Raw genomic sequence first — 7,458 nt, forward strand, 5'->3', positions numbered from 1 at the left:
CGAGGAGTGACCCTGAGTTCCCCGACCAGTCCCGAGGAGCCCTGGCCGGTACGGACCGTGGCGCGCAAGATCGCCGACTGGATCAACCGGCTCGGCACGATCTGGGTGGAAGGGCAGATCACCCAGATCTCGCTGCGCCCCGGCGCGGCCACCGCGTTCCTGACGCTGCGCGACCCGTCCGCCGACGTCTCGCTGACGCTCACCTGCGCCGCCGCGATGCTGCGCAAGATGGAGCCGCCGCTGACCGACGGCAGCCGGGTCGTGGTGCACGGCAAGCCGACGTTCTTCGTCGGCCGGGGCACGCTGAGCCTGCGGGTCGACGAGATCCGCGCGGTCGGCATCGGCGAACTGCTGGCGCGCATCGAGCGGCTCCGCCAGCTGCTGAAGGCCGAGGGCCTGTTCGATCCGGCGCGCAAGCGGCCACTGCCGTTCCTGCCGAATCGGGTAGGGCTGATCACCGGCCGTGCCTCGGCCGCCGAGCACGACGTGCTGACCAACGCGCAGCTGCGCTGGCCCGCGGTGCAGTTCGAGGTCCGCAACGTCGCCGTGCAGGGTTCGACCGCGGTGCCGCAGATCCTGACGGCGCTGCAGGAGCTGGACCGGATGCCGGAGGTCGACGTGATCGTGCTGGCGCGCGGTGGCGGCAGCGTCGAAGACCTGCTGCCGTTCTCCGACGAGGCGCTGTGCCGCGCGGTGTCCGCCTGCCGCACGCCGGTGGTCAGCGCCATCGGGCACGAGCCGGACTCGCCGCTGGTGGACCACGTCGCCGACGTGCGCTGCTCGACGCCGACCGGCGCGGGCAAGCGGGTGGTACCGGACGTCGCCGAGGAGACGCAGCGGATCCACCAGCTGCGCGACCGCGCCCGCCGCGCGCTGCACGGATGGGTGGACCGGGAGCGCCGGCTGCTCGACGCGCTGCGCAGCCGCCCGGTGCTGGCCGACCCGTTCGGGCCGCTGGAACGGCGCGCCGAGCAGGTCGAGCTGTTGCACGACCGCGCCCGCCGCGCGATGACGACCGCGCTCAACAACGAGCGACACGCGCTGACCGCGACTCGATCTCGCTTGACGACCTTGGGTCCGGCGGCCACGCTGGCTCGTGGATACGCAATCGTGCAGCGCGTCGAGGACGGCGTGGACGGCGTCCTCCGGTCGGTCGAGGAGGCGCCGCCGGGAACTCGACTGCGGGTACGGGTCGTTGACGGAGCGATCCAGGCAGTCGTACCGGACCGAGCAGGTTGAACAGGACTGAGAACGTGCACCCGAAGCAGGAACCATCGTTCCTCCCACTGACCATCGGCGTCGCGAGGTCGGCGACCGAGGGCTCAGCGCTGCTGCGGGACGGGGCCGGCGAGGTGCGCCGTTGCGCCGAGGCGGCGGACGTCGCGGCGGTCGGCTGCTGGGCCGCGCTGCTGGGCGGCTGCCAGTCCGCCGAGCGCAAGGACCTGCCGTCGCGCCTGCGCGCGCTCGCCGAGGCCACCTCCGGGTACGTGGGGGCCGGGTGGTGGGCCGCGTCGGCGCACCGACGTAGGGTCGCGGAGGCGCAGTTGCGCATCAACGATGCGGTGCGCGAGGGCGACGGTGCCGAGTTCGCGGAGGCGTTCGTCGGCTACGACCAGGCGATCGCCACCGCGGTGGTGTCCGTGCAGAACTACGTGGAGAGTCCGACCCCGTGACGGCGAACGATCAGCAGGACGAGCACTTCGACCCGGTGGCCGAGCACCCCGAGGTCGCCGAGCTCGGCTACGAGCAGGCCCGCGACCAGCTGGCCGAGGTGGTCAAGCAGCTGGAGGCCGGCGGCCTCTCGCTGGAGGACTCGCTGGCGCTGTGGGAGCGGGGCGAAGCCCTTGCGACGGTCTGCGAACGCCACCTGGCGGGAGCCCGCGAGCGCGTGGAGCGCGCCCTGGCGGCCGTCGAACAGGACTGACCAAGGCCTTCGCCGCACCCCCCGCGGTTTCAATTGAAACTGCGCACTTCAGAGCACTTTCCGCCGGTGGATACCACCACAGGGTGCAACAGTTTCAATGAGGTTTTTCCAACCTCGTTCTGCGTGGCGGTGCGGGTGGCGCCCCCCCCTGCGGGAGTTACAGCGCCCGCCTGGCTGTGGGTGCCCTGACTTATGTATGCCAATACACGGCGTCAGGGCCGTCCTCGCCGGAGGAACCCCAGAGGGGTGGGCTCCGTGAACCCGCGGCGGTGCCAGTTGCGAAGGGGGCCCGAAAGCGCCTGACGGCGCTTGGCGACCGCACGCACTCAGACGCAGGTCAGACACCGCAGCTGCGGTACCCGACCAGGATGAAAAACCCTCAATTGAAACTGAAGTCGGTCAGGCTCCGGGCGGGGCGTTGATGGCCGCCTCGGCGAGGGCTCGGAACTCCGCTTCGTCGGCGTTGCCGGTGATCAGCAGCCGGACTCCGTCCCGCTCCGTCACCCAGGCCTGCTCGCCGCGCACGCTGTCGTAGACCACCCACTGCCGCCCCGCGGCGTCGACCGCGCCCCTGGCGTGCGGCGCCTGCCGCGTCTCGCTCTCGACCAGCTCGTCCTCGGCGGCCGTCGACTGCGCCAGGCGCAGGTACCGGCCGCCGCCGGTCAGCCACCCGACCCGCACGACCTGCGCGTGGGAGGCGAGCGTGGTCACGTTCGCCGCGTTGGCCCGCCAGTTCGCGGGCAGGTTCGGCTCGAGGACCGGGAAGTCCACCCGCCCCGCCGCGCGCCGCAGTTCGGCAGGCACGTCGACCGTCGGCACCGGACCGCCCTGGATCGACGGGCCACCCGGGTTGAACGAGCACTGCCCCGTCATCCCGGCGATCCCGAAGGCCACCAGCACCATCGGCAGCAGAGCGAACACCATCGCCGACACGGTCCGGGGCGGACGGGACGCGGGCTGTTGCTGGTTGCGGGGTTCGGCCACGTCGCCCATGCTCTCACCGGCCGACCAGCGGCCCGCCAGGCGGCCGAGCAGGAGTGGGCTGCCCCACGAGGGAGCTCCGAGGGGCCTGCCGATCTGCGAAGATCGGGGGCAACGAGCCTGAGCGCGGGCCTGGATCCCGCCGTTCTCGGGCAGTGAACCTGAAAACCGCTCACCACCGGGAGGCGCGATGAGCACCGAACGACACCGCGAAGCACCGGACCGCAACCTGGCGATGGAACTGGTCCGCGTGACCGAGGCCGCGGCGATGGCCGCGGGTCGCTGGGTCGGCCGCGGCGACAAGAACGCCGGCGACGGAGCCGCGGTGGACGCGATGCGCAAGCTCATCGGAACCGTGTCCATGCGGGGCGTCGTGGTCATCGGCGAGGGCGAGAAGGACGAAGCCCCGATGCTCTACAACGGCGAGCAGGTCGGCAACGGCGAAGGCCCGGACTGCGACGTCGCGGTCGACCCGATCGACGGGACGACGCTGCTCAGCAAGGGCATGCCGAATGCGCTGGCGGTGCTCGCGGTGTCCGAGCGCGGCACCATGTTCGACCCGTCCGCCGTGTTCTACATGGAGAAGATGGCGGTCGGGCCGGAGGCCGCCGGGGTCGTGGACCTGACCGCCCCGATCGCGGAGAACATCCGCCGGGTCGCCAAGGCCAAGCACATCGACGTCTCCGACGTCACGGTGTGCATCCTGGACCGCCCGCGGCACGAGCAGATCGTCAAGGACGTCCGCGAGGCCGGCGCGCGCATCCAGTTCATCTCCGACGGCGACGTGGCGGGCGCGATCGCGGCCGCGCGTCCGGGCAGCGGCGTCGACATGCTGCTGGGCATCGGCGGCACCCCGGAGGGCATCATCGCGGCCTGCGCGCTGAAGTGCCTCGGCGGCGAGATCCAGACGCGGCTGTGGCCGCGGGACGACGCCGAGCGGGCGAAGCTCCGCGACGCCGGGCACGACGTGAACCAGGTGCTGACCACCTCGGACCTGGTGCGCGGCGACAACATGTTCTTCTGCGCCACCGGCATCACCGACGGCGCGCTGCTCAAGGGCGTGCACTACCGCGCCAACCGGTGCACGACGCAGTCGATCGTGATGCGCTCCAAGTCCGGCACGGTCCGGGTGATCGAGGGCCAGCACAAGCTGTCCAAGCTGCGCGAGTACGCCGACGTCGACCTCGGCGAAAGCGACACCGCACTGCACGGGCTGCTGCCCTGAGCGGGTGACACCTTCGGGAAATTGGCAAAAACTCGCTGATTGACCGGAACGACGTCGTTTTCCGAGCGGTGACCTGCGGTTTCGACCGCAGGTCACCGCTTTCGACGTTGTCGACCTCATTCCTTCGTGGGTACGCCGATGGGATGTATCCGCTTACCGTCTGTGCCCAGCCCGGCCAGTGGTGCCGGACACACGGGAGGATTCGACGGACATGCGGAAGCGTTCGGTTCTGATCGGAGCCATCGCCGCGGTCGGCGCGATCGGTGCACTCGGCCTGCCCGCGGTCGCGGCACCCAGCGACGTCAACCCGTACATCGTCGGCGGCCACGACGCCACCGAGGAGTACTCGTTCATGGTGTCGCTGCAGCAGCAGGGCCAGCACGGCTGCGGCGGCTCGCTGATCAAGCCCGACTGGGTGGTCACCGCCGCGCACTGCGTGCAGGGCGGCGGCCAGTTCAGCGTCCGGGTCGGCAGCAACGACCACACCAGCGGTGGCGAGGAGGCCAACGTCACCAACGTGCAGACGCACCCCTCCGGCGACATCGCGGTGTTGCAGCTCGACCGCCAGCTGCAGGCCACCCCGATCAAGATCGCCGCCGACTCGGGCGCGGCGGGCACCGCGACCCGGATCATCGGCTGGGGCCAGACCTGCGCCGAGCCCGGCTGCGGCCCGGCCCCGCAGGTGCTGCAGGAGCTGGACACCCAGGTCGTCGAAGACTCCGGCTGCCAGGGCATCGACGGGCAGGGCGAGATCTGCACCGACAACCCGAACGGCGACTCGGGCGCCTGCTACGGCGACTCGGGCGGCCCGCAGATCAAGGGCACGCCGGGCAACTGGGAGCTGATCGGCGCGACCAGCCGGTCCGGCAACGGTGACTCGACCTGCGCCACCGGCCCGTCGATCTACACCGACGTCGTCGCCTACGCGGACTGGGTCAGCCAGAACACCGGCGGCTGAGCCGGCTTCGGGTGGCGCCCCACCCGAGAACTCACCAGGGCACGGCGCGATTCCGCGCCGTGCCCTGGTGTTCGTCAGCCCATGTTCGAGGAGTGGCCGGGGAACAGGTGGGCGTCCGGGTTGAGCTCTACGGCGATGTTGTTGACCGCCGTGGCCGCCTCGCCGAAGCCGGTGGCGATCAGCTTGACCTTGCCCGGGTACGCCGCGACGTCGCCCGCCGCGTACACCCGCGACCGGCTGGTCCGCATCGCGCTGTCGACCAGGATCGCGCGCTTCTCCAGCGCCAGGCCCCACTCCTCGATCGGCCCCAGGTCGGCGGTGAAGCCCAGCGCGGCCACCACCGTCTGCGCAGGCAGCACCCGGCGCTGCCCTTCGCCGAGCTCGATCTCCACCTCGCGCACGCCGGTGTCGTCGCCGCGGATCTCCGCGACCTCCGCCGGGGTGATCAGCGGGACGCCCAGGTCCTCGACCTTGCCGATCAGGCCCGGATGCGCACGGAACCGGGTGCGGCGGTGCACCAGGGTCACGCTGCGGGCCACCGGGTGCAGGGCCAGCGCCCAGTCGAACGCGGAATCGCCGCCGCCGACCACCACCACGTCGTGTCCACTGTGCACGGACAGCTCCGGGATGAAGTGCACGACGCCGCGACCGACCCAGTCGCCGCCGGCGGGCAACGGGCGCGGGGTGAACTCGCCGATCCCGGCGGTGACCAGCACCGCGCCGGCGCGCACCGCCTCTCCCCCGCCGACCTCGACGAGCAGCCCGCCATCCACATCGGACATCCCGGTCGCGGGCCTGCCGAGCAGGTAGCCCGGGTCGTACTGGCCGGCCTGCTTCACCAGCGCGGCAACCAGATCGCGGCCGCGCACCTCGGGAAACCCGGCCACGTCGAAGATCATCTTCTCCGGGTACATCGCGGTCACCTGGCCGCCGGGCTCGGGCAGCGCGTCGACCACCGCCACCGACAGCCCGCGGAATCCCGCGTAGTAGGCGGCGAACAAACCGGTCGGACCCGCGCCCACGATCAGCAGATCGACCTCATGCGACACCGCGGTCATGCCCACCACCTCGTCGTCGACCGTGTGGACACACCCAGGCTAGCCGGATCTCCGGCGCGATGTCCGCATCTCCGGCGGCGCTGCACCAGAACGCCGAACTCGCTTCCGCAGTTGGCGGTACCCGGTCGGCGAACCCGCCCTTACGTTCACCGAAAAAGGGGCTCACGTCGGGGAGGACTGCCCGTGAAGAGGAAATCCATGCTGCTCGCCGGCCTCGCGGCCGTCGCGCTGAGCTGCGGGCTGCTGCCCGCCACCGCGAGCGCCGCGGACGATCCGGGCGCGCTGATCGTCGGCGGGCACGACGCCACCGAGCAGTACGACTGGATGGCGTCGCTGCAGCGCGCCGGGAACCACAGCTGCGGGGCTTCCCTGATCGACCAGCAGTGGGTGGTCACCGCGGCGCACTGCGTGCAGGACGTCACCCCCGCCGACCTCGGTCTGCGGATCGGCAGCCCGGACCACACCACCGGCGGCACCGAGGCCGGCGTCGCCGAGATCGTGGTGCACCCGGACTACGCCACCAAGAACCCCAACGGCGATATCGCACTGCTGAAGCTCGACCGCGCGGTGTCGCAGACGCCCGTCGAGATCGCCGACGCCTCCGGTCCGGAGGGCACCGCGTCGCGCATCATCGGCTGGGGCGTGACCTGCCCGGTCCGCGGCTGCGGCCAGCCGCCCGCGCAGCTGCAGCAGCTGGACACCGAGGTCGTCCCCGACGGCCAGTGCTCGCTGAGCGGGATCGACGGCGCGACCGAGATCTGCACCGGCAGCAACGAGCTGCTGGCCAACGCCTGCTTCGGCGACTCCGGCGGCCCGCAGTTGGAGGGGCAGCCCGGCGACTGGAAGCTGACCGGCGTCACCAGCCGCCTCGGCAGCCTGATCCCGGTCTGCGGCACGGCCCCGTCGATCTACACCGACGCGACGGCCTACAAGGACTGGATCGCCGCCACCATCGGCTGATCTTCTCCGACGCGAAGGGCACCTTCCTCGTGAACTGGTCCCCGGGAGTTGGACTCGTTAAGTAAGAGTCTAGGCAGCGAGGGTCTGGGCCCGGTATTGCACCGGGCTCAGGCCCTCGCAGTGTGTGTGGCCCCGGTCGGTGTTGAACCACGTGATGTAGTCATCCAGCGCGGTCGTGAACGCCTCAACGCTGAGATAGCGGGTGTGGTGGAACATCTCTTCCTTGAGGTGGCCGAAGAAGCTCTCGATGACGGCGTTGTCGTGGCAGTTGCCTGTGCGGGACATCGACTGGGTCGCGCCCACTCCGGCCAGCAGGTGCCGCCAGGAACGATGCTGATACTGAAATCCCTGG

At 71.1% G+C, this 7,458-nt stretch carries 9 protein-coding genes; 6 read left to right on the plus strand and 3 right to left on the minus strand.

The features are described from left to right. Nucleotides 1-12 precede the first annotated feature (12 nt). Genes xseA through BLW84_RS33175 form a run of 3 tightly spaced genes read left to right on the plus strand, consistent with a single transcriptional unit; the run spans nucleotide 13 to nucleotide 1,924 of the window. Nucleotides 13-1,239, plus strand: a complete 1,227-nt coding sequence (gene xseA / locus BLW84_RS33165; protein ID WP_093273591.1) for an exodeoxyribonuclease VII large subunit — start codon at nucleotides 13-15, stop codon at nucleotides 1,237-1,239. Between the two features lie 14 nt (nucleotides 1,240-1,253). Beyond that, a complete protein-coding gene (locus BLW84_RS33170) occupies nucleotides 1,254-1,673 on the plus strand; it encodes a hypothetical protein (protein WP_093273549.1) in 420 nt (139 codons plus the stop codon). 35 nt (nucleotides 1,674-1,708) lie between these two features. After that, nucleotides 1,709-1,924 carry an exodeoxyribonuclease VII small subunit gene (locus tag BLW84_RS33175; protein WP_093273594.1) on the plus strand — a complete coding sequence of 72 codons (216 nt, stop codon included), beginning with the start codon at nucleotides 1,709-1,711 and terminating at the stop codon, nucleotides 1,922-1,924. Between the two features lie 399 nt (nucleotides 1,925-2,323). Here BLW84_RS33175 and BLW84_RS33180 read toward each other — a convergent pair whose 3' ends face one another. Then, on the minus strand, nucleotides 2,324-2,917 hold the full coding sequence (locus BLW84_RS33180; protein ID WP_093273551.1) for a DUF4245 domain-containing protein: 594 nt from the start codon (nucleotides 2,915-2,917) through the stop codon (nucleotides 2,324-2,326). Between the two features lie 178 nt (nucleotides 2,918-3,095). Here BLW84_RS33180 and glpX point away from each other — a divergent pair, with 178 nt between their 5' ends. Then, nucleotides 3,096-4,130 carry a class II fructose-bisphosphatase gene (gene glpX, locus BLW84_RS33185; protein WP_093273554.1) on the plus strand — a complete coding sequence of 345 codons (1,035 nt, stop codon included), beginning with the start codon at nucleotides 3,096-3,098 and terminating at the stop codon, nucleotides 4,128-4,130. A 211-nt stretch (nucleotides 4,131-4,341) separates the two neighbouring features. Beyond that, a complete protein-coding gene (locus BLW84_RS33190) occupies nucleotides 4,342-5,088 on the plus strand; it encodes a S1 family peptidase (RefSeq protein ID WP_093273556.1) in 747 nt (248 codons plus the stop codon). 74 nt (nucleotides 5,089-5,162) lie between these two features. Here the strand turns inward: BLW84_RS33190 and BLW84_RS33195 are convergent, their stop codons facing one another. Beyond that, nucleotides 5,163-6,146, minus strand: coding sequence for an NAD(P)/FAD-dependent oxidoreductase (locus tag BLW84_RS33195; protein ID WP_093273559.1), 984 nt, complete (start codon nucleotides 6,144-6,146; stop codon nucleotides 5,163-5,165). A gap of 198 nt (nucleotides 6,147-6,344) precedes the next feature. On the opposite strand from BLW84_RS33195, the gene BLW84_RS33200 reads away from it, so the two are divergent. Then, nucleotides 6,345-7,106, plus strand: a complete 762-nt coding sequence (locus tag BLW84_RS33200; protein ID WP_177226829.1) for a S1 family peptidase — start codon at nucleotides 6,345-6,347, stop codon at nucleotides 7,104-7,106. Between the two features lie 69 nt (nucleotides 7,107-7,175). On the opposite strand, the gene BLW84_RS50470 is transcribed toward BLW84_RS33200, so the two are convergent. Beyond that, complete coding sequence (locus tag BLW84_RS50470; RefSeq protein WP_425441793.1) at nucleotides 7,176-7,355, minus strand: IS3 family transposase; 180 nt, start codon at nucleotides 7,353-7,355, stop codon at nucleotides 7,176-7,178. Nucleotides 7,356-7,458: the final 103 nt, after the last annotated feature.

The sequence above is a fragment of the Saccharopolyspora shandongensis genome, assembly GCF_900106995.1.
Classification (GTDB): Bacteria; Actinomycetota; Actinomycetes; order Mycobacteriales; family Pseudonocardiaceae; genus Saccharopolyspora; species Saccharopolyspora shandongensis.